Origin of the sequence: Mesorhizobium sp. WSM3868 (genome assembly GCF_002294785.1) — a bacterium.
Lineage (GTDB): Bacteria > Pseudomonadota > Alphaproteobacteria > Rhizobiales > Rhizobiaceae > Mesorhizobium.
The window spans coordinates 347,937-372,003 of the sequence record NZ_NSGB01000002.1 but is presented as its reverse complement, the minus strand read 5'-3'; the positions used below and the strand labels follow the sequence as shown (position 1 = coordinate 372,003).

Sequence of the window (24,067 nt, the reverse complement as noted above, 5' to 3'; positions counted from 1 at the left end):
GGCTTACACCCTACGGCGAAGGAACCCGGCCGATCGAGGCTCGCTGTCTCGAGTGACAAAGCCGGATCAGCACTGGTCACTGATGGCGACCCCTCACACCTTGACCAGCTGCTCCACCCGCCCCTTCTCGCCGAAGATGCGCAAATACCGCTTGATCTCCTTCTCATCGCCGGTCGACTTGGCGGGGTTGTCGGAGAGCTTGACCGCCGGCCGGCCATTGGCTTCGCTGACCTTGCAGACCAGCGAGATGGCGTCGAGGCTGCTGGTCTCGGTCGGCGCGCAGCCTTCGAAATCATTGGTGAGGTTGGTGCCCCAGCCGAAGGACATGCGCACCTTGCCGCGGAAATGCTTGTAGGTCTCCTCGATAGTCTCGACCTCGAGCCCGTCGGAGAAGATGAGCAGCTTCTGTTTCGGATCCTTGCCCTTCTCGCGCCACCAGGAGAGGATCTTCTCGCCGCCTTCGATCGGCGGCGCGCTGTCGGGGCGGAAGCCGGTCCAGTCGGCGATCCAGTCCGGCGCGTCGCGCAGGAAAGCGGCCGTGCCGAACGTGTCGGGCAGCACGATCAGCAGATTGCCGCCATAATAGCGCTGCCAGTCCTGCAGCACCTTGTAGGGCGCCTGCCTCAGCTCCTCAACGGAATTGGCAAGTGCCGCAAACACCATAGGCAGCTCGTGCGCATTCGTGCCCAGCGCCTCGAGGTCGTTGTCCATGGCCAGAAGCACGTTCGACGTGCCGGTGAAAGCCTCGCCGATGCCTTCCTTCAGCGCCTCGACGCACCAGCGCTGCCACAGGAAGGAGTGGCGGCGGCGGGTGCCGAAATCGGAGATGCGGATGCCGGGCAGTGCCTTCAGCCGCTCGGTCTTGGCCCACATCTTGGCCTTGGCGCGGGCGTAGAGCACGTCGAGCGCAAACTGGCCGAAGGAGCGCATGGCGGCGCGCGAGCGCAGCTCGTTGATGATGGCGAGCGCCGGTATCTCCCACAGCGTGGTGTACATCCAGGGACCGGGGAAGGACAGTTCGTACTGGCCGTCGCGCTTGGTGAGTTCATAGTCGGGAAGGCGGAAATCCTCCAGCCAGGCGAGGAATTCCGGCTCGAAGATCTGCTTGCGGCCATAGAAGGTGTTGCCGCCGAGCCAGATCATCTCCTTCTTGGAGAAGCGCAAGGTGCGAGCGTGGTCGAGCTGCTCGCGCAGTTCGCCTTCGTCGATCTCGTCGGCGAGCCGCACCGAGGTCGTGCGGTTGATCAGCGTGAAAGTGGCGTCGACCTTGGGGTACATGCCCCAGATCATCTGCAGCATCAGAAGCTTGTAGAAATCGGTGTCCAGCAGGCTGCGGACGATGGGGTCCAGCTTCCAGGTGTGGTTGTAGACGCGCCGCGCTATATCGGTTCGTGCCATATCTGCTCACCCAAAAAACGCGTCGCGCTTGCGTGATTCCAAGCGCGGCGCCTCAAGTCCCTGTTATGAAGCACTCCGGACGGAAAACCGCCGCGCAGCTCCCGGAATTGTTAACCAGCTGCGGTCTTAGCATTGTATTTTTGAAAGCGCTTCCTGCTTTGCAAGCTGGCCCGACAAAAACCAGCTATGCAAGTCCAGCGATCATGACACTGCGCCAGAGCATTCCAGCGTTGCACGGAAACCGCGAAATGCTCTTGGCTTTCTTGTTGTTGACGCGCATCTCCGGACGGAAGACCGCTCACACTTTTCCTGGAATCGCTCTAGCCCCGATCACCTTGAGCGCCGGGCGCTTCCGGCGGCTCGGCACACGGCCGGCGACCGGCGCATCGGCGCGGCCCTCGTCCTGCTCCTTTTCGGCAAAGAGCCAGTCGATGAAAAGCTGGACGATCGGCGCCGAGCGCATCTCGTTGCGGCAGACGACATAGAAGTCATCGACCGCCGGCACCGACAAAGCGAAGGGCGCGACGAGCATGCCCCTGGCGAGCAGGGCGCGCGCGGTCACGGAATCGCCGAGCGCCACGCCGTGGCCGTGGACGGCGGCCTCCACCGCTATGCGCGCGTCGCCGAGGTGATGGCGGCGGCCGCGCTCCAGATCGAGCGCGTCGGCGGCGGCCAGCCAGGTGTGCCACTCGCGGCCGTCGTCGCCATGCAGGAAAACGTGGTCGGCAAGGTCGCGCACGCTGCGGATCGGGCGGTTGTTGATTAGCGTCGGGCTGACCACCGGAAACAGCTCGAGACCCGACCATTTGCGTATCCAGCAGTCGCTCCAGCTGCCATCGCCATAATGCACGCAGACGTCGATGTGCGGCGCGCGGATGTCCCTGGCGTCGTTGGAGGGGATCAGCGTCAGCTGGATGTCGGGATATTGCGCGGTGAAGGAGCCGAGCCGCGGCGTCATCCACAACAAGAGCAGCGCCGGCACGCAGGACACCGACAGCACACCGGTGCTTGCGGGGCGTGTCATGCGCTGCGTCGCGGCGGCGATGCCGTCGAAGGCCGCCGAAACCGCCGGCAGGAACTCAGCGCCGTGCGGCGTCAGCTTCACGCGCTGACCCGCGCGCTGGAAAAGCTTTACGCCGAGCGATTGCTCGAGCGCCTTGATCTGGTGGCTGACCGCGCCATGCGTGACGTTGAGCTCGCCCGCCGCCTTGGTCAGCGAGGCATGTCGCGCCGTCGCCTCGAAAGCGCGCAGCGGGTTCAACGGCGGCAAGCGCTTGGCCAAGGACAGCTCCCGACTTTGTGAGATTTTCTCACAGCAAAGACCCTAACAATATCAATTGATTTTTCAATACAGTTGCCCGACACTTTTGCCCGGAACAGCTCAACAGACGTAGATTTCGCAGGCGCCGGCGGGCAACGATCAGCCGGATGACTGCTGGCTTGGCAGCCGTCGGTGCAGCCGCCGCGCTGCAAGCAGTCACGGAGGAGGACCGGACATGGGTTACGATCGCGGCAAGCTCGAAGCGTTGCGCCGCAAATATGGCGAGAGCCATGGCGGCGAGATGTTCGATCCGAAATTCCGCAAGGTCGCCGACAAGATCTTCAGCAAAAGCGGCACCCGGCTGGCGCCCTATTCCGGCATCCCGACCTTCCTTGCCGCGCCGTACCGGCAGGTGGCGGCCGACAATCCGGATTTCGGCGACTTGCAAGTGGCGATGATCGGCGTGCCGATGGACCTTGGCGTCACCAACCGGCCGGGCTCACGCTTCGGGCCGCGGGCGCTGCGCGCCATCGAGCGCATCGGCCCCTACAATCACGTGCTGGAATGCGCGCCGACGCATGAGCTGCGCGTCGCCGACATCGGCGACACGCCGTTCCGCAGCCGTTACCGGCTGGAGATCAGCCATGAGGACATCGAAAAGCGCACCAACCAGATCGTCGACGCCGGCGTGCTGCCGCTTTCGGTCGGCGGCGACCACTCGATCAGCCATCCGATCCTGAAAGCGGTCGGTAAGCAGGCTCCCGTCGGCATGATCCACATCGACGCCCATTGCGACACCAGTGGGCTGTTCGACATGACCAAGTTCCACCACGGCGGACCGTTCCGCAACGCGGTCCTGGACGGCGTGCTCGATCCCACCCGCACGATCCAGATCGGCATTCGCGGCTCGGCCGAGTATCTGTGGGAGTTCACCTATGAATCCGGCATGACGGTGGTCCACGCCGAGGAGGTGACCGGCCTCGGCATCCCCGCCATCGTCGAGAAGGCGCGGAAGATCGTCGGCGACGGCCCGACCTACATCTCCTTCGACGTCGACAGCATCGATCCGGCCTTCGCGCCGGGCACCGGCACGCCTGAGGTCGGCGGGCTGACGACGCGCGAGGTGCTCGAGCTGCTGCGCGGCCTGAAGGGCCTCAACATCGTCGGCGGCGACGTCGTCGAGGTGGCGCCGCAATATGACGCGACCACCAACACCGCCCATGTCGGCGCGCAAGTCCTGTTCGAGATCCTGAGCCTGATGGTGTTCAGCCCGGCAATCAAGAAGGGCTGACACGAGAGCGCTTCACCGCTTCATGGAAACGGCGAACCGCTTCGTTTTTACGCAATTCCGGACGGAAGCTATGCGAAGTCGCCAAGCGTAGACCGCTTCCCGCTTTTCCTGGAATTGCTGACCAGTACGGCCGTCGCGCTGGAGCCGGCGGCCGGTTTCAACAACAAGCTTCCAGCAGGGGAACTAAAATGACTCTTCGCAACACACTGAAATCCGCACTTGCGGCACTCATCATGCTCGGCGCCGCCGGTCTTGCCTCGCAGGCCAAGGCCGACGCCATCGATGACATCACCAAGGCCGGCGCCATCAATGTCGGCATCTTCTCCGACTTCCCGCCTTTTTCCTCGGCCAGCGCCGACATGAGCATCAAGGGCTATGACATCGACGTCGCGCAGGCGATCGCCGATTCCTTGAAGGTGAAGCTGAACCTCGTCAGCGTCACCGGCCAAAATCGCATCCCGTATCTCACCGACAAGCGCGTCGATATCCTGATGAGCGTCGGCTATTCGAAGGAGCGCGAGCAGGTGATCGATTTCGCCGCCGCCTACGCACCCTATTACATCGCCGTCATCGGCCCGGCCGAGCTTGCCGTCAAAGGCAAGGACGACCTTGCCGACAAGTCGATCGCCGTCAATCGCGGCACGCTGGAGGATACCTCGCTCACCCAGGCGGCGCCCGCCTCGGCCGACATCCGCCGCTTCGACAACTACAATTCCGTCATCCAGGCCTTCATCTCCGGACAGACGCAGCTGATGGTGGTCGGCAACGATGTCGGCGCGCAGGTGCTGGCCAAGCAGGTTGCATTGAAGCCCGAGCAGAAGTTCCAGCTGCTGACCTCGCCCTCGCATATCGGCCTCAACAAGAACGAGGACAGGCTGAAGAAGGCGGTGAACGATGCGGTCGCCAAGATGCTGGCGGACGGCAAGCTGGACGAGAGCTCGAAGGCCTGGCTGAAGACGCCGCTCAATCCCGACAACCTCAAGGATTGATCCCCGGAGCGGTTCAGCGCGCATGAAGCGCTGAACCGCTCCCGTACTTGCTTCTTGCGCTACACGCTTTCCAACAGGGCCAATCGCGATGGGCTACAGCCTCGACTTCGGCTGGCTTGCGGGTGCAGCGGGCGCGATCGCGCGCGGCGCGGCGATGACGCTGCTTCTGATCGTCGTCACCACGCTGGCCGGCACTTTCCTCAGCATCCTGGGCGCCGCCGGCCGCCGGAACGGCCCGAGGCCGCTCAAGCTGGCGATCGGCTGGTATGTCGAAGTGATGCGCAACACGCCGTTCCTGGTGCAGCTGTTCTTCATCTTCTTCGGCCTGCCCAGCCTCGGCATCCGGCTCGATCCGATCCTGGCCGCCATGCTGGCGATGACGCTCAACATGGCGGCCTACACGATCGAGATCGTCGGCGCGGGTCTGGACGCGGTGCCGCGCGGGCAGACGGAGGCAGCACTTGCGCTCGGGCTCAGGCCCAGACAGGTGTTCATAAAGATCGTGCTGCCGCAGGCGCTGAAAGTGATCTATCCGGCGCTGACCAGCCAGATCGTCATCATGATGCTGGAATCGGCCGTGGTGTCGCAGATCGCGGTGCGTGAACTGACCTACGAGGCCGACATGCTGCAGGCGCGCACCTTCCGCGCCTTCGAAACCTATCTGGTGGTGACCATGGTCTATCTCGGCCTGTCGATGGGGCTGCGCCGGCTGCTGGTCAGCGGCGGACGCCGCGCACTCGGAGCCGGCGTGTCATGATCGAATTCACCCTCTGGGACATATTGCGCAACCTTCTGCTCGCCGCGCGCTGGACGGTGCTGTTGTCGCTTGCGGCCTTCGTCGGCGGCGCGCTGGTCGGGCTGGTCGTGCTGTTCTTCCGCATAGCCAAGAACAAATGGATCAAGCGGATCGCTTCCGGCTATATCGCGCTGTTCCAGGGCACGCCGCTCCTCATGCAGCTTTTCCTGATGTTCTTCGGCCTGCCGATGTTGGGGCTGCGCATCGAGCCATGGACCGCCGCGGCGCTCGGCCTCACCTTCTTTGCCAGCGCCTATCTCGCCGAGATCTGGCGCAGCGGTGTCGATGCGCTGCCGCGCGGCCAGTGGGACGCCGGCGCCAGCCTCGGACTGCATTATCTGCAGGAACTCAGGCTGATCATCCTGCCGCAGGCCTTCGCCATCACGCGCGCCCCGACCGTCGGCTTCCTGGTGCAGCTGATCAAATCGACGGCCCTGACCTCGATCATCGGTTTCGAGGAGTTGGTCAGGACCTCCAACGCGATCAACAACGCGACCTTCGAGCCGTTCACCGTCTACGGCCTGGTGGCGCTGATCTTCTTCGTGATGTGCTTCCCGCTGACGCAATATGCGCGGCGGCTTGAGCGTGTCGCCGCACACTGAAGGTCGACGAGGGCCGCCGCCTGACCGGCGGCCGCTCTTCTCAATGGCTGAACGACAAGGCCGGCGCGATGCGATCGCGCCGCAGCCAACGGACGAGCAGGAGCACCGCCACCACCGCCAGGCCTGACGAAAGGCCGATCCAGATGCCGACGCCGTTGAAGCCGAAATGGAAGGCGAGCAGCACGCCGAGCGGAAGGCCGACCCCCCAATAGCCGATCGCGGCATAGATCATCGGCACCTTGGTATCGTGCAGGCCGCGCAGCATGCCGGCGGCCACCGCCTGCGCGCCGTCGAAGATCTGGAACAGCGCGGCAAACACCAGGAAGGACACAGCAAGCGTGATCACCCTGGCATTGGCCGGATCGGCGAGATCGATGAAGGCGCTGATCAAAAGATGCGGCCATAGGATCATCACCAGCCCCATCAGCGCCATGAAGGAGACGCCGATGACAAAGCTGGTCCAGCCGGCGCGCGAGACGCCCTCGGGATTGCCGGCGCCATGTGCCAGGCCGACGCGCACGGTGACCGCCTGGTTGAGGCCGAGCGGCACCATGAAGGAGATCGAGGCGATCTGGATGGCAATCGCGTGGGCTGCCAGCGAATCCGCGTCGATCAGACCCATCAGCAGGGCTGCCGCATTGAAGATCGTCACCTCGAAGGCGAGGATGCCGGCGATCGGCAGGCCGAGCCTCAGCAGGCCGCGGAAACGCGGCCAGTCGGAGCGCCAGAAGCGGCCGAAGAGGTGATAGCGACGGAATTTTTTCTCCAGCACCACCACGGCCGCCAAGCCGACGAACATCAGCATGCTGGAAAGCGAGGTGGCGAGGCCCGAGCCGGCGATGCCCATCGGGCGGACGCCAAGATTGCCGAACATGAACACCCAGTTGAAGAAGGCGTTGCAGGCGACGGCGACGAAAACGATGATCAGCGCCCAGCCGGGCCGCTCCAGCGCCGAGATGAAGGAGCGCAGCACGATATAGCCGTAAAAAGGCAGCACCGCCCATTGCAGCCAGTGCAGGTAGATGCCTGCCTGGTGCGCGAGGTCCGGCTTCTGCCCCATGGCCAAAAGCACTTCTTCGCCATGCCAGAGGAACAGCCAGATCGGGATCGAGACGAGGACCGCCAGCCAGAGTCCCTGGCGCACGGTGCGGCGCAGGTCGCGCACCGAATGGCGGCGGCGGCCGAGCTCGGTCGCCATCATCGGCGAGGTGGCGAGCATCAGGCCAAGCCCGAAGATCAGCGGCATGAAATAGAGGTTGGAGCCGAGCGCGCCGGCGGCCAGCGTGTCGGGTCCCAAACGGCCCATCATCATGACGTCGGTCGCGGTCATGGCGGTCTGGCCGAGATTGGTGAGCACCATCGGCCAGGCAAGCGACAATGTTGCCCTGATTTCCTGACGCCAAAAATTTTCCGGCGCGCGAGCGCCGGCTTCGATCGCAGACATTTTTCGCTCTTCAGACCACGGCGCGTCGGGACAACGCCCGGAAGCCGCACGCAAACGGCGCAAAATGGCGCCGTTTGCGCCGTCTTGTGAACGAAATGCGACATATTGGCAAGGAGGAGGAGCGGCGACCTATTGAGCCAGCGGGAAGCACAAGAGCCGGGCCTTCTATTGGATGGCGTCGAGCGCCTGCCGCTGGCGGTGCATTTCGAGGAAGATGCGATAGTCGCGGTCGAAGCGAGCGCCGGCGGCCGGATTCGGGGGCCGCGTCCTGCCGCCCTGCTGCATGGCCACGCAAGCGGCGTTCAGGTCGGCGTAAAGCCCAGCGGCGGTCGCCGCGACCATGGCGGTGCCGAGCAGCACTGCCTCGTCGGCCAGCGGCTCGATGACGGTGCAGCCGGTGGCATCGGCATAGAGTTCCATCAAGAGCGGGTTCTTGGTGTGGCCGCCGGTGACGTGCAGCGTGTCGATCAAATAGCCGTTCTCGTTCAGCGCCTCCAGCACATGGCGCACGCCGAGCGCGATGCCGACGGCGGTGCGCCAGTAGAGCTTGCACAGGCTGTCGAAGGAGGAATCGAGTGTCAGCCCGCTGACGACGCCAACCGCGTGCGGGTCGGCGAGCGGCGAGCGATTGCCGTGGAAATCCGGCAGCACATGCAGCCGCGCCGCCAGGGCATCGCCCTCGGCGGCGCGCAGTTCGGCGACGCGCTTGGCGATCCTGGCATGCATTGCCGCATCCGGCTCGCCGCCGGCGCCGTGCCAGCGGATGATGTGGTCGAGCAGAGCGCCGGTCGCCGACTGACCGCCTTCCGACAGCCAGAGCTTTGGCAACGCCGCGCCATAATACGGTCCCCAGACGCCGGCGAAAGGCTGCGGATCCTGCGACATCGCCATGACGCAGGACGAGGTGCCGGCAATCAGCGCCAGGTGCCGGCTGATGTCCTTCTCGTCGCCGGCGAAGCCGCCGAGCACACCGAGCGCGCCGGCATAGGCGTCGATCACCCCGGCGCCGACCCGGCATTTCTCCGTCAGGCCGAGATCTGCCGCCGCATCGGCCGTGAGTTGCCCGATATCGGTGCCGACGGGGCTCGCCTTGTCCGGAAGATTGCCATGCTCGAAGAGATCGCCGATGCCGACGAGCTTGAAGAAATCGCGCCGCCAGCCCCTCTCCTCATGCGCGAGATAGGTCCATTTGGCCGTCAGCGTGCATTGCGAGCGGGCGAGCGATCCGGTCGCTTTCCAGGTCAGGAAATCGGCGAGATCGAACAGATAGCCGGCCTCATTCCAGGTGGCGGGCAGGTTGCGCTTCAGCCACATCAGCTTCGGCGTTTCCATTTCCGGCGACATCACCCCGCCGATATAGTCGAGCACCGCATGGCCGCTTCTGGTGCATTCGTCGGCTTCGGCGATGGCGCGATGGTCGAGCCAGACAATGGTATCCCAGCGCTTCTCGCCGGTGACCGAGACGCTCAGCTGATCGCCCCGCCTGCCGCGCACCACCAGCGAGCAGGTGGCGTCAAAGGAGATGCCGACAATATCCGATGCGGCGACGTTCGTCTTCTCGCGCGCGGCCCGCACGGCGGCGCAGACTGCCGACCAGATATTTTCCGAATCGTGCTCCGCGTGATCGGGCTTAGGCTGGTGCATGGCGATCGGCCGCTCGGCGCGGCCGAGCAGATTGCCTTCAGAGTCGAGAATGCCCGCGCGAGCGCTCCCGGTGCCGACATCGACCGCGCAAACAAAACTCGTCAAGATGCTTTTACTCTCGCTCCCAGGTCTGCAATCAGGTCGGGCAATTGCAGCATGTCAGCGAATATAAAGTCCGGTTCGGTCGACGCAAGCCGCACCTTGAGCGCAGGGTTGTTTGCATGCGATCCGCCGGTGAAGGCAAAGACACGCATCCCCGCCGCCCGCGCCGCGGCGATGCCGGCCGGGCTGTCCTCGATGACAAGGCATTTGCCAGGATCAGCGCACATCGCGGCGGCGGCATGGAGGAACAGGTCCGGCGCCGGCTTGCCGCGCTTAACCATGGCGGCGCTGAAGAGGTGCGGCTCCAGCAGGCCGAGCAGGCCGGTGACCTCGAGCGCGTAGCGGATGCGCTCCAGCGTGCCGGAAGAGGCGACGCAATAGGGCAGGCCAAGCTTCGGCAGGATCTCCTTGATGCCGGGGATCGGCTTCAGCTCCTCGCGGAACTTGCGCATCAGCTCGACGCGCATGGCGGTGAGATGCTGGTCGCTGATCTCAAGGCCGAAATCGCTGCCGAGGATCTCGCGCACGCTCTTCATGCTCTTGCCGAGGAAATGCTCGTAGGCGGCGTCCTCCGAGACAGTGCCGCCGGCGAGCTCGATCATGCCCAGCAACGCGGAAACCGAAAGCGCCTCGCTGTCGACCAGCACGCCGTCACAGTCGAAGATGACGAGCTCGGGCGTCATTGCGGCTGCGTCCAAAGAGCTTCAGAGCTTGCCGGCGAGATAGCGCGTCAAGGTTTCGCGCGCGCCGTTCGCCCACAATTCGTTCAGCGCATGGGCGAAGGCTTCGGCAAAGACGGCGGAGCGGCCGACATCGCCATAGATGTCGTCCATCGCCAGCCAGGCCTCGGGCGAATTCTTCGCGGCTTTGGCGGTCGCCTGCATCCGGTCCCAGTTCGGATCGTTCGGCTCGATGACGGCGCCGCTGTCGGTGGTGCCGAAGCAGTAGCGGCACCAGAGCGCGGACTCCAGAGCCAGGCCGGCAACACCTTTCCCCGCCTTCAGCCGGTCCGCGGCGGTCGGAATTATGAATTTCGGCTGGCGGTTGGAACCGTCGAGGCAAAGCCTTCGGATGGTGTCGCCGATCTTGGGATTGGAGAAGCGGCGCTCGATGAGCTGGTAGTATTCCTCGAGCACCGTGTCCGGCACCGGCGGCACGGTTGGGATGATCTCGTCCCGCTCCAGCTTGGCGAGGAAGCCGCGCACCAGTGGCTCCTGCATCGCCTCATGCACGAAATGGATGTCCATCAGACCCGCCGGATAGGCGATGGCTGCGTGGCCGCCGTTCAAGATGCGGATCTTCATCAGCTCGTAAGGCGAGACATCCTTGACGAACTGGACGCCGGCCTGTTCCAGCGGCGGCCGGCCGGCGGTGAAACGATCTTCCAGCACCCATTGTTTGAACGGTTCGCAGAAGACCGGCCAGTTGTCCTCCAGCCCGAAATCATTGGCCAGAATGCTGCGCTCGCGATTGGTGGTGGCCGGCGTGATGCGGTCGACCATGCCGTTCGGGAAAGCGACGTTGTCCCTCACCCAGTTGGCCAGAGCCTCGTCGATCAGCCGGGCAAGGCCGATGACGCCGTCGGAGGTGACGTGGCCATTGTGGGGGATGTTGTCGCAGGACATGACCGTGAACGGCACGATGCCGTCGGCGCGCCGGCGCACCAGTCCGGCAAGAATGATGCCGAAGACCGTCTTCGGTGCCGCACCGGGCTGGGCATCGGCGACAATGTCGGGATGGGCCGGATTGAACTTTCCGGAGGCCGGATCGATGAAATAGCCGCCTTCGGTGATGGTCAGCGACACAATCTTGATCGCGGGGTCGGCGAGCTGCTCGACGATCGCCTCAGCATCGCCCGGCATCAGGAAATCGACCATGGCGCCGGTGACGCGGGCGCTCATATGGCCCTGGTCCTGCTCGACCACGGTGGTCAGCCAGTCCTGCTCCTGCAGCCTGGCGCGGCCGGCCTTCTCGCCCTCGAACACGCCGGCGCCGATCAGCGCCCAGTCATGGCCGAGGCCGGAATTGAACAGGTCGTCGAGATAGACAGCCTGGTGCGAGCGGTGGAAGTTGCCGACGCCGAAATGCACGATGCCGGCCTTCAGCGCGGCGCGATCGTATTTCGGACCGGAAACCTTCGACGGAAGCTTTGCGAGGTTCGAGAAAGAGAGTTTCACGGTCATCTTACTTACCCTTTGGCCGATATGCAGCCCGACAATCCAACCCCCAATTCACCCGCTTGGGGCGAGCGGTGAGGGGCAGCATCCGTTTGCCGGTATGCGCCCCTCACCTGCCCCGCGACGCGTCCTCCCCGGAGGAAGGGAGGCGCGCTTCCCCCTCAACTCATCCATTGACCGCCATCGACGTTGTAGGTCTGGGCGACAATGTATTCGGCTTCTTCACTGGCGAGGAAAACCGCCATGCCAGTCAGATCTTCGGCTCGACCCATGCGGCCATAGGGCACGCTTTCGCCGACGAGCCTCTTCTTCTCGCCCTTCGGCCGGTTCTCATATTTGGCGAACAGCGAATCGACGTGATCCCAATGCTCGCCGTCGACGACGCCCGGTGCGATGGCGTTGACGTTGATGCGGTGCTTGATCAGGTCGAGTCCGGCCGACTGGGTAAGCGAGATGACGGCGGCCTTGGTGGCGCAATAGACCGCGACCAGCGGCTCGCCGCGGCGTCCGGCTTGGCTCGCCATGTTGATGATCCTGCCGCCCCGGCCGGCAGCGATCATCGAGCGGGCCGCGGCCTGCAGCATGAACAGCGTGCCGGCGACATTGACGGAGCAGAGCTTGTCGTAGCTCGCGCGGCTGATCTCGACGATGGGCGCAAGGTCGAACAAGGCGGCATTGTTGATCAGGATGTCGAGGCCGCCCGCCTTCGCTTCGACGGCTTTCACGCTGGCCTCGATCGAGGACTGGTCGGTGACGTCGAGCCGGATCGCGTAAGCGGCAGAGCCGATATCCTTCGCCGTCGCTTCCGCCGCTTCGAGATTGATGTCGGCAATCGCCACCGTGGCGCCTTCGCGAACATAGGCTTCGGCGAAGGCCCTGCCGATGCCCCGCGCCGATCCGGTGATCAGCGCCGATTTGCCTTTGAGCCTCACTGCGCCAGCGCCTTGCCGTCGGCGCCGAAGCGATGGAGCTTGGCCTTGTCGGGCGTCAGGTAGACGGTGTCGCCGTGCTTGACGGCAACCTCGCCGTCGGCGCGCACATTGATCGTGCCGATGCCGTCGGTCTGGACATGCAGGAAGGTGTCGGAGCCGAGATGCTCGGCAACGCCGACCGTCGCCTTCCAGTCGCCCGCCGTGGTCGAGATGTTGATGTGCTCCGGCCGGATGCCGATGGTCTTGGCGCCATATTTGTCGGCCGGCGCGCCTTCGATCAAGTTCATCTTCGGCGAGCCGATGAAGCCGGCGACGAACAGGTTCTTCGGCGTCTTGTAGAGTTCCATCGGCGAGCCGACCTGCTCGATGTTGCCGGCATTTAGCACGACGATCTTGTCGGCCATGGTCATGGCCTCGACCTGGTCGTGGGTGACATAGATCATCGTCGTCTTCAGCTGATGATGCAGTTCGCTGATCTCCAGCCGCATGGTGCCGCGCAGCGCGGCGTCGAGGTTGGACAGCGGCTCGTCGAACAGGAAGGCCGATGGCTGGCGCACGATGGCGCGGCCGATGGCGACGCGCTGGCGCTGGCCGCCGGAGAGCTGGCCCGGGCGCCGCTCGAGATAGTTGGTGAGGTTCAAGACGCGCGCCGCGTCCTTGACCTTCTTGTCGATGGTCGCCTGGTCCTCCCCGGCCATCTTCAGCGGGAAGGCGATGTTCTTGGCGACCGTCATATGCGGATAGAGCGCGTAGGACTGGAAGACCATGGCAAGCTTGCGCTTGGCCGGCGCCTCGCGGGTGACGTCGCGGCCATCGATGCTGATGGTGCCGCCGCTGGTGTCCTCCAGCCCGGCGATCAGCCTGAGCAGCGTGGACTTGCCGCAACCCGAGGGGCCGACGAACACGACGAACTCGCCGTCCTCGATGGCGAGATCGATGTTCGGAATGATCGTCGTCGACCCGAAGGACTTGGAGACGTTCTTGAGCGTGATGTTTCCCATGGTTTCCTCCCGGATTTCGTCCGCCGCTTACGGCTTACTTCACGGCGCCAAAGGTCAGGCCGCGCACCAGCTGCTTCTGGCTGAACCAGCCCATGATCAGGATCGGCGCGATCGCCAATGTCGAGGCGGCCGAGAGCTTGGCCCAGAACAGGCCCTGCGGACTGGAGAAGGAGCTGATGAAGGCGGTGAGCGGTGCGGCCTCGGTGGTGGTCAGGCGGATCGTCCAGAACGCCTCGTTCCAAGCCAGGATGATGTTCAAGAGCATGGTCGAGGCAATGCCGGGAACGGCCATGGGCGTCAGCACATAGATGATCTCGTTCCACAGCGAGGCGCCGTCCATGCGCGCCGCTTCGAGGATCTCGCCCGGGATCTCGCGGAAATAGGTGTAGAGCATCCAGACCACGATCGGCAGGTTGATCAGCATCAGCATGACGGTGAGGCCGATGCGGCTGTCGAGCAGACCGGTGTCGCGGAAGATCAGATAGATCGGGAACAGCACGGCGACGGCCGGCATCATCTTGGTGGAGAGCATCCACATCAGGATGTCCTTGGTCCGCTTGGTCGGCGAAAAGGCCATCGACCAGGCCGCCGGCACGGCGACGATGAGCGCAAGGACGGTCGAGCCGACCGACAGGATCACCGAATTGAGGAAGAACTTGAAATAGCCGCTCTGCGCCTGCACTTCCGAATAGCTTTCGGTGGTGCCCGACGGGATCAGGGCGAAGCCCTGGATCGCCTCCTGCTCCGACTTGAAGGATGTGATGATCGTATAAAGGATCGGGAAGAAGATCAGCAGGGCGACGACCCAGGCCGCGACTGTTGCGATCGTCTTGTGCTGGGTGGTGACTGCGCGTGCCATTCTATCCTCCCTTACTTGTCTAGGTTCCTGCCGACTGCGCGCATGACGAAGAAGGCGACGATGTTGGCGAGAATGACCGCGATGACGCCGCCTGCCGACGCCTGGCCGATTTTGAATTCCAAGAGCGCCTTCTGGTAGACGAGGAACGGCAGGTTGGTGGAGGCGTAGCCGGGACCGCCATTGGTGGTGACCAGGATCTCGGCATAGACCGAGAGCAGGAAGATCGTCTGGATCAGGATGACGACGGTGATGGCGCGCGACATGTGCGGCAGCGTCAGATACCAGAAGCGGCTGAGAAAGCCGGCGCCATCCATCTCGGCCGCCTCCTTCTGCTCACCGTCAAGCGATTGGAGCGAGGTGAGCAAGATCAGCGTCGCGAAGGGCAGCCATTGCCAGGCGACGATCAGGATGACCGCGGTCAGCGGGTGCTGACCGAACCAGTCGATCGGGTTGGCGCCGAAGAAGCGGGCAATATCGGCAAAGACGCCGTATTGCGGGTGCATGATCATGTTCTTCCAGACAAGCGCCGCCACCGGCGGCATGACGAAGAACGGCGAGATGACCAGGATGCGCACGAAGCCCTGACCCCAGATCGGCTGGTCGAGCAGCAGCGCCAAAAGGATGCCGCCGATCACGGTGATGGCCAGGACACTGACGACGATGGTCAATGTGTTGAGGATCGACTGCAGGAAGGCGGGGTTGGAATAGAAGAGCTTGTAATTGGCGAACCAGACGAACCCATCGCGGATCGGATTGAGCGGGTTGTACTGGAGGAACGAGAACCACAGCGTAAAGACCAGTGGCACGATCATCCAGACGAACAGCAGGATCACCGACGGCGCCATCATGAAACGGGCAAGCGAACGGGTTTGCTGAGTAGCCATGACGGTCACCCTCCCAAGGTCAGCCGGATTTAGACTTGTGCCAGAATTCCTGATTGCAAGGTGGCCGCCCGAACTGGGTTTCGGGCGGCCTATGCCGGTCATGATCCGCTACCGGCGTTCGGCACCGGGAGGAGCCTTACTTGAGGTAGCCGCCTTCGGTCATCGCGGCGGTCGCCGCGTCCTGGGCCTGCTTCAGCGCATCATCGACGCTCGACTGGCCGGCAAGGGCGGCGGAGAAGAGCTGACCGACGGTGGTGCCGAGGCCCTGGAATTCCGGGATGGCCACGAACTGCACGCCGACATAGGGCACCGGCTTGACGGTCGGATGCGTCGGGTCGGCGGCATTGATGGAGTCCAGCGTCATCTTCGCGAACGGCGCTGCCTTCTGGTACTCCGGATTGTTGTAGAGCGAGGTCCGGGTTCCGGGCGGAACGTTGGCCCAGCCTTCCTTCGAAGCCACCAGTTCGAGGTAGTGTTTCGAGGTCGCCCAGGAGACGAACTTCTCGGCGGCGTCCGCCTTCTTGGTGCCGGCGGGGATGGCGAGAGACCATGCCCACAGCCAGTTGCCGCGCTTGCCGAGACCCTTGTCGGGCGCCAGCGCATAGCCGACCTTGTCGGCGACCTGCGAGGCCTTCGGGTCGGAGACGAAGGACGCGGCGACGGTGGCATCGATCCACATGCCGCACTTGCCCTGCTGGAAGAGCGCAAGATTCTCGTTGAAGCCGTTGGAGGACGCGCCCTCAGGACCGTCTGCCTTCATCAGGTCGACATAGAACTGCAGCGTGTTCTTCCATTCCGGCTGGTCGAATTGCGGCTTCCAGTTCTCATCGAACCAGCGGGCGCCGAAGGAGTTCGACATGGCGGTCAGGAAGGCCATGTTCTCGCCCCAGCCGGCCTTGCCGCGCAGGCAGATGCCGTTCACGCCATTGGCCCGATCGGTCATCTTGTCGGCGGCCTCCTTGATGAAGTCCCAGGTCGGCGCGTCGGGCATTTTGAGCCCCGCCTTCTCCATCAGGTCCTTGCGGTACATGACGAAGGAGCTCTCGCCGTAGAAGGGCGCGGCATAGAGCTTGCCGTCGACCGAAAGGCCGCCGGCAATGGCCGGGATGATGTCCTTGACGTCGTAGTCGTCGCCGAGCTTCTCGAGCGGCAAGAGCCAGCTCTGCTTGGCCCAGATCGGAACCTCGTAAGTGCCGATGGTCAAGACGTCGTACTGGCCACCCTTGGTGGCGATGTCGGTGGTGACGCGCTCGCGCAGCACGTTCTCTTCGAGCGTGACCCAGTTGAGCTGGATGTCGGGATTGGCCTTCGTGAAGTCGTCCGTCAGCTTCTGCATGCGGACCATGTCGCCATTGTTGACGGTGGCGATGGTGATGGATTCGGCATGCGCGGCGAATGCAAGGGCGCTGGCCGACAACAGGCCCAGGGTGAGCGTGCGAAGTTTCATCAATTCCTCCCTAAAACCAAGATGAGCATTTGCCTTGGCTGTGGGCAATTACTCACTAAGTGTGAATTATGTCAAGCCGGAATCGATGCTGCAGCGCAGCACAAATCGATGTCGCGCCCGTCTGGGCGATGCGTAGCGGAGACGGCAGGCTGTGATGTCGGGCTACTGGCAGGCGATCTCGGCGAGAATCCAATCGCGGAAGGCGCGGATCTTCGGTACGTTGCGCCGGGCCGTGGGATAGACGAGCCAGTAAGCGTGGCCGTCGTCTCCTACAAGGTCGAAGGGCTGGATCAGCCTGCCGTCGGCAAGCTCGTTCTTGAACAGGGCGCTGGTGACGATCGCAACACCTTGCCCGGCCATCGCGGCATTGGCCTCATAGGCCTGCGCGCCCATGCTGGTGCCGGGGCGGCTGGCGAGTTCCTCCGCGGGCAGGCCGGCGAGCGCGAACCATTCCTGCCACCAGATGTCGCCGGGATCGAGGATGGGGAGCTTGAGCAGGTCGGCCGGCTCCTTGACGCCGCCGATGCTCGCCGCAAGCCTGGGGCTGAGCACCGGAGTGAAGTCGGCCCTGAACAGCATATGCGTTTCCACGCCCGGCCACTTGCCGCCGCCGGAGCGGATGGCGATGTCGACGTCCTCGCGCGCGAAATCGACGACTCGGTTCGAGGTGTCGACGCGCACGGCAAGCGAGGGGTGCGCGACCTGAAAGGATCCCAGATGCTGCGCCAGCCAGTTCGAGGCGAAGGTGAGCAGGGTGGAAACGCAAAGCACGCCGTCGGCGCCGGCTCGGGCGGCCGCATAGGCGCCGCTCAGCAGCGCGAATGCCTCGCTGACAGCCGGCGCAAGACGCTGGCCGGGTTCGGTCAGCTCGATCTGCCGTGGACGGCGCAGGAACAGCGGCGCGCCGATGCGCTCTTCCAGAAGCTTGATCTGATAGCTCGCGGCGGCCTGGGTCATGCCGAGCTCCTCGGCGGCCTTGGTGAAGGAGAGGTGTCTGGCCACGGCCTCGAACACCCGAATCGCCTGCAGGGGCGGGAGCTGGACATTCTGCCGGGAGCTCAGATCGGGCATAAGGCCTCTTTATGGGTCATGATCGACGTTTGATTGGAAGCACGTGCCGATCAGCCCGATATTTGGGGTCGACGATCACTCCAGTTCAAGCATAGCGAAGGCTGACGATCATGACCCCGATACAGGAAAAACTCGATTCGACCCCAATACATGGATGGATTTCGCTGCTGGCGCGGGAATTCTCGTGGTTCGCCAGCCGCAGGCGCGGCTATGTCGATGTCCGAGAACTGTCGGAGCACCTGCAGCGGGACATGGGCTTCCTCGACGGCAACGATCCGCATGGACGCTACAAATAGCCGGGTTTCTTTTTATCGCCAACGGCTCGTCGCGTCAGATTCGGCCCGAACCCAGCATCACGATCACGCGCCGCCGAGCAGGGCGGTGGCTGTCCGTTCATCGGTGATGAGGCCATTGACCAAACGCCGGTTCACGGCGGCGAGGATGCCCGGCAGCTTGCGCTCACCCATGGCAAGCGCGATGACCAAGGACTTCTCGCGTGACGGCAAGGCGGCGGACGAAACGCGGTCGTTGGTGATGCCTTCGATCATGCGGCCTTCGCGGTCGAAAACCCAGCCGACGATCTCGGCGACGCCGCCGGCTTTCTGCAGCGCCTTCAGTTCCCCCTCCGAGATGAAGCCGTCCTCATAGAGGGGCGCCTTCGGGCCGAGATCGCCGATGCCGACGAAGGTGACGTCGGCCTCCGCGGCCAGCGCCAGCGTCGGCTGGATCATCGGCTGGCTGAGCAGCATGTCGCGCTCTTCCGGCGAGGAGGCGATGACCGGCAGCGGCATAGGGAAGGAGCGCGCCTTGACCCGGTCGGCCATGGTGAAGATGACGTTGTAGAAGGCGGCCGAGCCGTCGGGCGAGATGTTGCCGGTCAAGGACACCACCTTGTGCTGCGGGCACTCCATCGGCGGCAACAGCTCGATCGCCGCCTTCAGGGTGCGCCCGGTGCCGATCGCCATGACGATGGGGGCGGCGGAGCGCAGCCGCCGCTCGATCTCGGCAGCCGCCGCCTCGGCGACGCCGATCGTCGTCGAGGACGAGGTCGGATCGCTCGGCACCACCTCGACGAGATCGAGCGCGAAACGCGACTTCAGCCGCGCGGCAAGGTCGAGGCAATTGGCGATCGGATGATCGACGCGGACCTTGATCAGCCCTTCCGACATGGCCAGCGACACGAGCCGCTGCGCCGTCTGCCTGGAAATACCGAGCTTGGCGGCGATCTGATCCTGGGTATTGCCGGCAACATAGTAGAGCCAGCCGGCGCGCGCGGCGTCGTCCAACCTGGTGCTGCCGGTTTCCTGTCGCGCGTTCACATCCTGCCTCCCCAAGCCAGAAATAGCGGGCCCTCTAGATTACAGCGAAAGCGGCCCTGCGCAATTGTCAATTGAAAGAGCAATTGCTTGCGCCCCTGCCGACCAAGGATGGCACCATTCGCGCTCGCCTCAACCATTTGCCGGGAGAGCGGTTTATCTCTGACCGGAAACCCTTTAAGGGATCGGCAAAAGGAGCCTTGCATGACGCCGAAAGCGGTTTTCTGGGACATGGACGGCACGCTGGTCGACAGCGAGCCGCTGCACGAGGCAGCACTTGTGGCGGCTTTGCGCAGCGTCGGCATCACGCCGCCGACCGACCTGCACGAACGGGTGCTGGGCGTCGCGGCATGGCCGGTCTACGAAATGCTGCGCGACCAGTTCGGCCTCGACCTGCACTTCGATGACTGGATCGTGCGCAAATACGACCACTATCTGCCGATGGCCGAGACGCTCAAGCCGCGGCCCGGCGCGATCGAGGTGTTCAACCAATTGCGCGCGCTAGGCGTCGAGCAGGCGGTGGTGTCCAATTCCGACCGGCTGATCGTTGACGCCAATCTCGGCGCGGTCGGTCTCGTCTATCCCGGCATGCACACGGTGAGCCGAAACGACGTACGCCAAGGCAAGCCGCATGCGGAACCCTTCCTGCGCGCGGCCTATCTCGCCGGTGTGGATCCGGCCGACGCGGTCGCGGTCGACGACAGCCGCACCGGCGCGATGGCCGGCCTGGCTGCCGGCATGAAGACGATTTTCTGGCCGGAAGCGCCGATGGAAGGACCGCCCGGCGCAATCGTCATTAACAGCGCCGAGGAACTGCGGGCGCAGTTGGGTCTCTGAATAGACTTTCAGGCGTCGACGCTGCCCCTCGTCCGCCTGCCGGCACCTTCTCCCCGTGACTACTGGGAGAAGGGACACGCTCCGACGCTGGCGATCCCCCTTTCATCGTCCTTCACGGGGAGAGGTAAGGGTGAGCGGCAGCGCCCGGCTTCGAAAATAGGCGAAAGCCAAGCCTCCAGCGTCAACCCACAACCGCGGGGCTCAGTTCCTGTAGACCGGCTCTTCCTCGTCGAGGATTGCCTTCAGCTCGGCAAGGTGGCGCTCGGCTTGGCCGGGATAGTCGTCCATCTCGCTCGCCGTCTTTTCCGCGATCTCGTCGGAGAGCGTGCGCAGCGGCCGGCCGGTCCACAGCGCCTTGATGTAGGTCTCGGCGGCACGCTCGAAATAGAACATGCGATTGAAGGTGTCGGCGACAGAATCCCCGATGACCATCACGCCGTGATTGCCCATGACCATCACCTTGACCCTGGGATCGACGAGCAGTTTCGAGCAGCGCTCGCCCTCCTCTTCGAAGGCCAACCCGCCATAATGAGGGTCCACGACATGGCGGTTGAAGAACATGGCCGAGTTCTGGTCGATCGGCGGCAAGGTGGAGTCGGCCAGCGAGGCAAGCACCGTGGCGTGGATCGAATGCACATGCATGGCGCAGCGCGCATGCGGCACGTTGCGGTGGATGGCGCCGTGCAGGCCCCAAGCCGTCGGGTCGGGCGCGTTGGGGCCGGAGAGCGTTTCGGGATCGTTGGCGTCGATCAAAAGCAGATCGCTCGCCTTGATACGCGAGAAATGCACCTGGTTCGGGTTCATCAGGAACTTCGTGCCGTCCTCGTTGACCGACAGCGAGAAATGATTGGCGACCGCCTCATGCATGTTGAGCCGCGCCGTCCAGCGGAAGGCGGCGGCGAGATCGACCCGCTCCTGGTAATAAGGCAGGTTGGTCAGCATTTCCTTCTGCAGACGGGCAAGGCTCATCGAAAATCCTCCGGTTTGGCCGAGCATGCCGTGCATGGCGGCTGCCAGCAACCGCAAACTGATGGGTCAGGCGGCAGGCCGTGCCGATTGCAGCCCGCCCAGCTCGACGATGAACTCGATCACCTCCTGTAGACCCTTGCCGCGCGACAGATCGGTGAAGCCGAATGGCCGCTTGCCGCGCATGCGGGCGGCGTCCGCCTGCATGACGTCGAGGTTGACGTTCACATAGGGCGCCAGATCGCTCTTGTTGATGACGAGGAAGTCTGAGCGGGTGATGGCCGGGCCGCCCTTGCGCGGTATCTCCTCGCCCTGGCAAACGGAAATGACATAGAGGGTCAGATCGGCAAGGTCCGGCGAGAAGGTGGCGGCGAGATTGTCGCCGCCCGATTCGATGAAGACGATGTCGAGGTCGGGGAATTTGCGGTGCAGCTCGGCGATCGCCCGCAGGTTGATCGAGGCGTCCTCGCGGATGGCCGTATGCGGACAGCCGCCGGTCTCCACGCCGACGATGCGCTCCTCCGGCAGCGCCTGCAGGCGCGCCAGCATCATGGCGTCTTCCTTGGTGTAGATGTCGTTGGTGACGACGGCGATCGAGAACCTGTCGCGCAGCGCCTTGCAGAGCTTTTCGGTGAGCGTCGTCTTGCCGGAACCGACGGGACCGCCGATGCCGATGCGCAGGGGACCATTGGCTTGGCTCATGCCGGAAACTCCGTGATGGCGAGGATTGCGAAGCCCAGCCCGATCAACAGGCAGAGCGGCGAGTAGAGGCGCTGGTCGAGCCGTGCGAAAGGCTGCTCCGGCGTCAGCCCGCGCCACCAGGGCGTGAAGCCGGCGATACCTCGCCCCAAGAAGACGATGCCGAAGAGCAGCGCGGTAGCGGCAAGGCCCTGCCTGGGAAAGGGCGAGGCGAAGACGCCTTCAAGGGCCAGCGGCCATAGCGTCGCGAGCGCCAGGCACGCGGCGACGGCAAAGCTCGCGACGGGCGAGGGCATGTCATCCACGCCGCGAAAGCCGACGACGGCGCGGGCGCAGGATTTCGCGTCCTTTCCCGGCCAGATGCCGCCTATGCCCCAATAGACGTGCAGCGTGGTGATCAGCAGCAGGATGAGGGAGAGGACAAAGGCAAGAATGATCATGAGCGGAACAGACGCGAATATTGGGTTTCGTGCTTCATCGCGGCAATGTCGGATTTCAAGGCCGAGCCGCCGAGATCATCGAGCGTGGAGTTCGCGGCGCGAGCAGCTGTCGCGAGCGCCAACGGTTCGAAGCCGGCTACCAAAGATGTGGCGTCGACCTGTCCTACAACGCCGAGCCGGATAGCGGCCTGCACGAGGTTGGAGAAGAAGGCCTGCAGGAAGGCCGACAGCGCGTCCGCCAAGCCGATGCCATCGCTGCCAGCGATCGCGCCGACAGCGACGCAATAGGGGCAATCCGCAGGCAGCCGCTCCAGCGGATGACAGGGCCAGGCAGAGGCGGCTTTTTGGAAGGCGGCGCCCTGGAGCATGGTTTCCACGTGGCGCTCCTGCGATCCGGCAAGCGCCTCGGCAAGCGCGGCAACTTCGGCGATATCGCCGCCGTCACGCGCACGCCGCCAGCTTTCGGCAAACAGCACCGCATCGTTCCAGCCCGAGCCCATCTCGACCAGCGTCCCCAGCCACTGGGCGAGATCCCGGCGATCGGCGACTAGTCCGTCATGCACGGCGCGCTCGAGACCGTGACTGTAGGAGAAGCCGCCGACCGGAAAGGACGGCGACAGCCAGGCCATCAGCCGCAGCAGTGCGGTACCGGACGGTTGGTCAGTCATGGTGATGGTGGTGATCGTGGTCGTGGTCATGATGGCCATGCGCGTGATCATGATCGTGATGGTCGTGGCCGTGATGATCATGCGCATGGCCATGGTCGTGGCCATGTCCGGAATAGGCGCCGCGCACGGGACTGAACGGTTCCAGCACCTCGCTGACCGTGGCGCCGAGCCCTTCCAGCATCGCCTTGATGACATGGTCGCGCAGGATGAGGATACGGTCCGCCTCGATTGCCGCCGCGAGGTGGCGGTTGCCAATATGCCAGGCAAGCTCGGTGAGGTGCACGGTGTCGCGGGCGCGGATGTCGTAGACTTCCTCCGGCGCGGCGACGATCTCGAGCTGGCGGCCGTCCTCCAGCACCAGCCGGTCGCCATTGCCGAGCGCCACCGGCTCGGGCAGATCGACCAACAGCCTGTCGCCGCCGACGGTTTCGATGGCGCGGCGGCGCAAATGCCGCTCGTCATGCGTCAAGATGGCCTTGTCGAAAGGTGTCGCCGCTCCGCCCTCGCCGGCCGGGAGCACCGAGACGGCGCGCGGAAATTTGGTGAAATCGGTGTTGATGTTGAGCTTCATTTCGTGGCTCCGCCATTGGCTTGCGCCCGCGCGCGGGCGGGTCGCGACAGCACGCGATCGAAATAGGCGTTGACGCGATCTGAGTCGACCGAGAACCGGCCGGCGCGCGCCCAACCACCCATATCGCCGAGCAGAACGTCGACGGCGGAAAAGCGGTCGCCGAGCGCGAAGGGCTTGTCGCCGAGCCGGCGGTGCAGTGCCTTCACTTCCGAAGCGAAATCATGGGCGGCGGCTGGGCCGACATCGACGCGCAGCTCCTTGGGCAGGATGAAGCGGTGGCGCAGCTTGTTCCACAGCGGCGCTTCGAACTCGCTCTGAGCAAAATGCATCCAGGAATCCATCTCGGCGCGGCCGGCGAGCCCGGGATTACCGCCCATCCCCTTATCGGTATGCTTGTCCGCTAAATAGACGCAGATCGCCGCCGAATCAGTGATCGTCAGCTCGCCGTCGATCAGGATCGGCACCTTGCCGGAAGGGTTCAGTGCATAGGCCTCGGGCGAGCGCAGCTTCACCTCTACGAACTCATAGGATTGCCCGAGCTCCTCGAGCATCCAGAGCACGCGGCTGACCCGGGAACCTCGTGATCCGACGGCCTTGTACATGGTTGGAATCCTGCCTCTTCCCGGAGCCTAGACCATCCAAGCCATCAACCCAATGGCGATCAGGCGATGA

General features: G+C 64.2%; 25 protein-coding genes. 6 read left to right on the top strand and 19 right to left on the bottom strand.

Going from position 1 to position 24,067, the window contains the following annotated elements; all coding sequences use genetic code 11:
• Window positions 1-93: 93 nt before the first annotated feature.
• On the bottom strand, window positions 94-1,398 hold the full coding sequence (gene pncB, locus CK221_RS05095; protein WP_095776925.1) for a nicotinate phosphoribosyltransferase: 1,305 nt from the start codon (window positions 1,396-1,398) through the stop codon (window positions 94-96).
• A 298-nt stretch (window positions 1,399-1,696) separates the two neighbouring features.
• Window positions 1,697-2,680, bottom strand: a complete 984-nt coding sequence (gene gcvA / locus CK221_RS05090; protein ID WP_095776924.1) for a transcriptional regulator GcvA — start codon at window positions 2,678-2,680, stop codon at window positions 1,697-1,699.
• 214 nt (window positions 2,681-2,894) lie between these two features.
• On the opposite strand from gcvA (CK221_RS05090), the gene speB reads away from it, so the two are divergent.
• The 4 genes from speB (at window position 2,895) to CK221_RS05070 (ending at window position 6,337) form a co-directional block, all read left to right on the top strand.
• Complete coding sequence (gene speB, locus CK221_RS05085; protein WP_066999201.1) at window positions 2,895-3,950, top strand: agmatinase; 1,056 nt, start codon at window positions 2,895-2,897, stop codon at window positions 3,948-3,950.
• A 188-nt stretch (window positions 3,951-4,138) separates the two neighbouring features.
• Window positions 4,139-4,939: a transporter substrate-binding domain-containing protein gene (locus CK221_RS05080; RefSeq protein WP_067323996.1), complete on the top strand. Its 801-nt coding sequence runs from the start codon at window positions 4,139-4,141 to the stop codon at window positions 4,937-4,939.
• An 88-nt stretch (window positions 4,940-5,027) separates the two neighbouring features.
• Complete coding sequence (locus CK221_RS05075; protein WP_066999196.1) at window positions 5,028-5,696, top strand: amino acid ABC transporter permease; 669 nt, start codon at window positions 5,028-5,030, stop codon at window positions 5,694-5,696.
• On the top strand, window positions 5,693-6,337 hold the full coding sequence (locus tag CK221_RS05070) for an amino acid ABC transporter permease (protein ID WP_066999193.1): 645 nt from the start codon (window positions 5,693-5,695) through the stop codon (window positions 6,335-6,337). The genes CK221_RS05075 and CK221_RS05070 overlap by 4 nt, the downstream gene beginning before the upstream one ends.
• A gap of 40 nt (window positions 6,338-6,377) precedes the next feature.
• On the opposite strand, the gene CK221_RS05065 is transcribed toward CK221_RS05070, so the two are convergent.
• The 10 genes from CK221_RS05065 to gcvA (CK221_RS05020) form a co-directional block, all read right to left on the bottom strand.
• Entirely contained in the window at window positions 6,378-7,781 is a 1,404-nt protein-coding gene (locus CK221_RS05065) for an MATE family efflux transporter (protein WP_066999190.1), read from the bottom strand.
• A 165-nt stretch (window positions 7,782-7,946) separates the two neighbouring features.
• Window positions 7,947-9,533, bottom strand: coding sequence for an FGGY-family carbohydrate kinase (locus CK221_RS05060; protein WP_082980595.1), 1,587 nt, complete (start codon window positions 9,531-9,533; stop codon window positions 7,947-7,949).
• Complete coding sequence (locus CK221_RS05055; RefSeq protein WP_066999184.1) at window positions 9,527-10,210, bottom strand: HAD family hydrolase; 684 nt, start codon at window positions 10,208-10,210, stop codon at window positions 9,527-9,529. Before CK221_RS05055 ends, CK221_RS05060 begins: the two co-directional genes overlap by 7 nt.
• Window positions 10,211-10,231: 21 nt before the next feature.
• Complete coding sequence (locus tag CK221_RS05050; RefSeq protein ID WP_066999181.1) at window positions 10,232-11,710, bottom strand: mannitol dehydrogenase family protein; 1,479 nt, start codon at window positions 11,708-11,710, stop codon at window positions 10,232-10,234.
• Window positions 11,711-11,865: 155 nt separating this feature from the next.
• Window positions 11,866-12,636 (bottom strand): L-iditol 2-dehydrogenase, encoded by a 771-nt coding sequence (locus CK221_RS05045; protein WP_066999178.1) that lies wholly within the window; start codon window positions 12,634-12,636, stop codon window positions 11,866-11,868.
• The gene (locus CK221_RS05040) at window positions 12,633-13,637 is read right to left on the bottom strand and encodes an ABC transporter ATP-binding protein (RefSeq protein WP_066999175.1); all 1,005 of its coding nucleotides are present in this window, start codon (window positions 13,635-13,637) and stop codon (window positions 12,633-12,635) included. The genes CK221_RS05045 and CK221_RS05040 overlap by 4 nt, the downstream gene beginning before the upstream one ends.
• 34 nt (window positions 13,638-13,671) lie before the next feature.
• Window positions 13,672-14,496, bottom strand: coding sequence for a carbohydrate ABC transporter permease (locus CK221_RS05035; protein WP_066999172.1), 825 nt, complete (start codon window positions 14,494-14,496; stop codon window positions 13,672-13,674).
• A gap of 11 nt (window positions 14,497-14,507) precedes the next feature.
• Complete coding sequence (locus tag CK221_RS05030; protein ID WP_066999170.1) at window positions 14,508-15,380, bottom strand: sugar ABC transporter permease; 873 nt, start codon at window positions 15,378-15,380, stop codon at window positions 14,508-14,510.
• Window positions 15,381-15,516: 136 nt separating this feature from the next.
• The gene (locus CK221_RS05025) at window positions 15,517-16,827 is read right to left on the bottom strand and encodes a sugar ABC transporter substrate-binding protein (RefSeq protein ID WP_066999167.1); all 1,311 of its coding nucleotides are present in this window, start codon (window positions 16,825-16,827) and stop codon (window positions 15,517-15,519) included.
• A gap of 162 nt (window positions 16,828-16,989) precedes the next feature.
• Complete coding sequence (gene gcvA / locus CK221_RS05020; protein ID WP_066999164.1) at window positions 16,990-17,898, bottom strand: transcriptional regulator GcvA; 909 nt, start codon at window positions 17,896-17,898, stop codon at window positions 16,990-16,992.
• Between the two features lie 110 nt (window positions 17,899-18,008).
• Between gcvA (CK221_RS05020) and CK221_RS05015 the strand changes: the two genes are divergently transcribed.
• On the top strand, window positions 18,009-18,194 hold the full coding sequence (locus CK221_RS05015; protein WP_066999161.1) for a hypothetical protein: 186 nt from the start codon (window positions 18,009-18,011) through the stop codon (window positions 18,192-18,194).
• A gap of 63 nt (window positions 18,195-18,257) precedes the next feature.
• Here CK221_RS05015 and CK221_RS05010 read toward each other — a convergent pair whose 3' ends face one another.
• Window positions 18,258-19,217, bottom strand: a complete 960-nt coding sequence (locus CK221_RS05010) for a sugar-binding transcriptional regulator (RefSeq protein WP_066999158.1) — start codon at window positions 19,215-19,217, stop codon at window positions 18,258-18,260.
• Window positions 19,218-19,418: 201 nt separating this feature from the next.
• On the opposite strand from CK221_RS05010, the gene CK221_RS05005 reads away from it, so the two are divergent.
• On the top strand, window positions 19,419-20,051 hold the full coding sequence (locus CK221_RS05005; RefSeq protein WP_066999155.1) for an HAD family phosphatase: 633 nt from the start codon (window positions 19,419-19,421) through the stop codon (window positions 20,049-20,051).
• A 201-nt stretch (window positions 20,052-20,252) separates the two neighbouring features.
• On the opposite strand, the gene CK221_RS05000 is transcribed toward CK221_RS05005, so the two are convergent.
• From CK221_RS05000 to CK221_RS04975, 6 genes are all read right to left on the bottom strand, one after another.
• A complete protein-coding gene (locus tag CK221_RS05000) occupies window positions 20,253-21,020 on the bottom strand; it encodes a class II aldolase and adducin N-terminal domain-containing protein (protein WP_066999213.1) in 768 nt (255 codons plus the stop codon).
• Window positions 21,021-21,086: 66 nt separating this feature from the next.
• Entirely contained in the window at window positions 21,087-21,719 is a 633-nt protein-coding gene (gene ureG / locus CK221_RS04995) for an urease accessory protein UreG (protein ID WP_066999151.1), read from the bottom strand.
• Entirely contained in the window at window positions 21,716-22,156 is a 441-nt protein-coding gene (locus tag CK221_RS04990) for a DUF3995 domain-containing protein (RefSeq protein ID WP_066999149.1), read from the bottom strand. Before CK221_RS04990 ends, ureG begins: the two co-directional genes overlap by 4 nt.
• A complete protein-coding gene (locus tag CK221_RS04985; RefSeq protein ID WP_095777093.1) occupies window positions 22,153-22,824 on the bottom strand; it encodes an urease accessory protein UreF in 672 nt (223 codons plus the stop codon). Before CK221_RS04985 ends, CK221_RS04990 begins: the two co-directional genes overlap by 4 nt.
• Window positions 22,817-23,395: an urease accessory protein UreE gene (gene ureE, locus CK221_RS04980; RefSeq protein WP_095776923.1), complete on the bottom strand. Its 579-nt coding sequence runs from the start codon at window positions 23,393-23,395 to the stop codon at window positions 22,817-22,819. The genes CK221_RS04985 and ureE overlap by 8 nt, the downstream gene beginning before the upstream one ends.
• Entirely contained in the window at window positions 23,392-23,997 is a 606-nt protein-coding gene (locus tag CK221_RS04975) for a glutathione S-transferase family protein (protein WP_095776922.1), read from the bottom strand. The genes ureE and CK221_RS04975 overlap by 4 nt, the downstream gene beginning before the upstream one ends.
• Window positions 23,998-24,067: the final 70 nt, after the last annotated feature.

Excerpts from the sequence above, each read along its gene's own strand:
- CK221_RS04990 (WP_066999149.1), bottom strand. The coding sequence starts at position 22,156 with ATGATCATTCTTGCCTTTGTCCTCTCCCTCATCCTGCTGCTGATCACC.
- CK221_RS05025 (WP_066999167.1), bottom strand. The coding sequence starts at position 16,827 with ATGAAACTTCGCACGCTCACCCTGGGCCTGTTGTCGGCCAGCGCCCTT.
- speB (WP_066999201.1), top strand. The coding sequence starts at position 2,895 with ATGGGTTACGATCGCGGCAAGCTCGAAGCGTTGCGCCGCAAATATGGC.
- ureE (WP_095776923.1), bottom strand. The coding sequence starts at position 23,395 with ATGAAGCTCAACATCAACACCGATTTCACCAAATTTCCGCGCGCCGTC.
- CK221_RS05050 (WP_066999181.1), bottom strand. The coding sequence starts at position 11,710 with ATGACCGTGAAACTCTCTTTCTCGAACCTCGCAAAGCTTCCGTCGAAG.
- CK221_RS05075 (WP_066999196.1), top strand. The coding sequence starts at position 5,028 with ATGGGCTACAGCCTCGACTTCGGCTGGCTTGCGGGTGCAGCGGGCGCG.
- CK221_RS05040 (WP_066999175.1), bottom strand. The coding sequence starts at position 13,637 with ATGGGAAACATCACGCTCAAGAACGTCTCCAAGTCCTTCGGGTCGACG.
- gcvA (WP_066999164.1), bottom strand. The coding sequence starts at position 17,898 with ATGCCCGATCTGAGCTCCCGGCAGAATGTCCAGCTCCCGCCCCTGCAG.
- CK221_RS05015 (WP_066999161.1), top strand. The coding sequence starts at position 18,009 with ATGACCCCGATACAGGAAAAACTCGATTCGACCCCAATACATGGATGG.
- CK221_RS04985 (WP_095777093.1), bottom strand. The coding sequence starts at position 22,824 with ATGACTGACCAACCGTCCGGTACCGCACTGCTGCGGCTGATGGCCTGG.
- pncB (WP_095776925.1), bottom strand. The coding sequence starts at position 1,398 with ATGGCACGAACCGATATAGCGCGGCGCGTCTACAACCACACCTGGAAG.
- CK221_RS05065 (WP_066999190.1), bottom strand. The coding sequence starts at position 7,781 with ATGTCTGCGATCGAAGCCGGCGCTCGCGCGCCGGAAAATTTTTGGCGT.
- ureG (WP_066999151.1), bottom strand. The coding sequence starts at position 21,719 with ATGAGCCAAGCCAATGGTCCCCTGCGCATCGGCATCGGCGGTCCCGTC.
- CK221_RS05005 (WP_066999155.1), top strand. The coding sequence starts at position 19,419 with ATGACGCCGAAAGCGGTTTTCTGGGACATGGACGGCACGCTGGTCGAC.
- CK221_RS04975 (WP_095776922.1), bottom strand. The coding sequence starts at position 23,997 with ATGTACAAGGCCGTCGGATCACGAGGTTCCCGGGTCAGCCGCGTGCTC.
- CK221_RS05080 (WP_067323996.1), top strand. The coding sequence starts at position 4,139 with ATGACTCTTCGCAACACACTGAAATCCGCACTTGCGGCACTCATCATG.
- CK221_RS05055 (WP_066999184.1), bottom strand. The coding sequence starts at position 10,210 with ATGACGCCCGAGCTCGTCATCTTCGACTGTGACGGCGTGCTGGTCGAC.
- CK221_RS05035 (WP_066999172.1), bottom strand. The coding sequence starts at position 14,496 with ATGGCACGCGCAGTCACCACCCAGCACAAGACGATCGCAACAGTCGCG.
- CK221_RS05030 (WP_066999170.1), bottom strand. The coding sequence starts at position 15,380 with ATGGCTACTCAGCAAACCCGTTCGCTTGCCCGTTTCATGATGGCGCCG.
- CK221_RS05000 (WP_066999213.1), bottom strand. The coding sequence starts at position 21,020 with ATGAGCCTTGCCCGTCTGCAGAAGGAAATGCTGACCAACCTGCCTTAT.
- CK221_RS05070 (WP_066999193.1), top strand. The coding sequence starts at position 5,693 with ATGATCGAATTCACCCTCTGGGACATATTGCGCAACCTTCTGCTCGCC.